The organism is Terrisporobacter sp. (genome assembly GCF_017888745.1).
Lineage (GTDB): Bacteria > Bacillota > Clostridia > Peptostreptococcales > Peptostreptococcaceae > Terrisporobacter.
Map to the genome: position 1 here is coordinate 1 of NZ_JAGHFM010000399.1, position 1188 is coordinate 1188.

Here is a 1188-nt window from a genome sequence, read left to right on the forward strand (position 1 = left end):
ATATATGCAAATATTAAACTTTAGCTACATACTCATAAGGTAATGGAACGATCTTACCTGGAGTTTGTATTTCATGTAATTGAACTAAAGTATCTTTTACTATGTTGTATTGCATTTCTCTATTGTTTGGTTCACCAGCATTAGCACCCATTGGAACAAGTGGAGCAACTGCTCTTGGAGTTCCTGTTTGTCTAACTACTGGAGGAAGAGCTGCTATTATTACTGTTGGTATACCAGCTTCTTCTATTGCTCTCTGCACTAAAACTGCAGAGCGGTGGCAAGTACCTCAGCCAGCTGTAAGAAGTACGCCGTCTACGCCTTCTTCTTTTAATATTCTAGCTATTTCTGGACCAGTTTCTTCTTTGAATTTTTGTTGGTTTCCACCACCACCCATAAATCCTATATGAACTGGTGCTACTCCACCTATAAATCCTTCAGCTGCAAGTTCATGTAATCTATCTATTGGGAACATACAGTTTATATCTTTGTTAACATCTCCGTTATCGTATCCACCATGAGATACCATAAGATCGCTAGATAACATATTATCTCTAACTTCTCTAAATGAAAAGTCACCAGCTAAATTAAAACGCTTGTCATCTTTATGATGAACACCAGCAGCAGTAGCAAGAGCTATTTTCATCTCGCTTAAAGGCTTAGTTACAGGAGCCCAAACTGAAGGTGGTGTTATTGGAACGAATATTTCTGATTGCATTCCTTTAACTACTGTTAAACTCATCTTTTTTCCCCCTTTTAATTTAATTCCCTTGCAATTGATTATGCAAGTGAGTTTTAATTAATTTCTTACCCAAAGCAGTATTTTATTTAAAAATGAATATACAGGTTTTGAGTAAATTTATTTGTTAGACATTTCGTCGATTTTTTTATTTCTAGTCATAAGATTTGAGATATATTTTTCGTTTATCTCATCTCCTAGTTGTTCAATAAAGCTCATATTAAAGCCTACTTCTTGACCAACTTTTACTTCATAATCGGAAATTAACATTCTCATAGGAACTTTTAAATATCCTAGACGCCCCTTTAGATCAACTGCAACGCAGCCATCGTGAACTTCTACAATAACACCTTCCATATAAAGAATTTTATCTCCATATTTTAATTTATTTTCCATTTTAGTCAGTTCTTCCTAGCTATATTTTTCCTTACGCTTTTGACTCATTGGTAGTG

The 1188-nt window shown here is 34.7% G+C and carries 2 protein-coding genes; both read right to left on the bottom strand.

All coding sequences use genetic code 11. The features are described 5' to 3' along the window. Positions 1–13: 13 nt before the first annotated feature. Positions 14–739, bottom strand: coding sequence for a D-proline reductase (dithiol) protein PrdB (prdB, locus tag J7G74_RS16425; protein ID WP_297137388.1), 726 nt, complete (start codon positions 737–739; stop codon positions 14–16). A gap of 117 nt (positions 740–856) precedes the next feature. Further along, positions 857–1132 carry a CBO2463/CBO2479 domain-containing protein gene (locus J7G74_RS16430; protein WP_297137390.1) on the bottom strand — a complete coding sequence of 92 codons (276 nt, stop codon included), beginning with the start codon at positions 1130–1132 and terminating at the stop codon, positions 857–859. Positions 1133–1188: the final 56 nt, after the last annotated feature.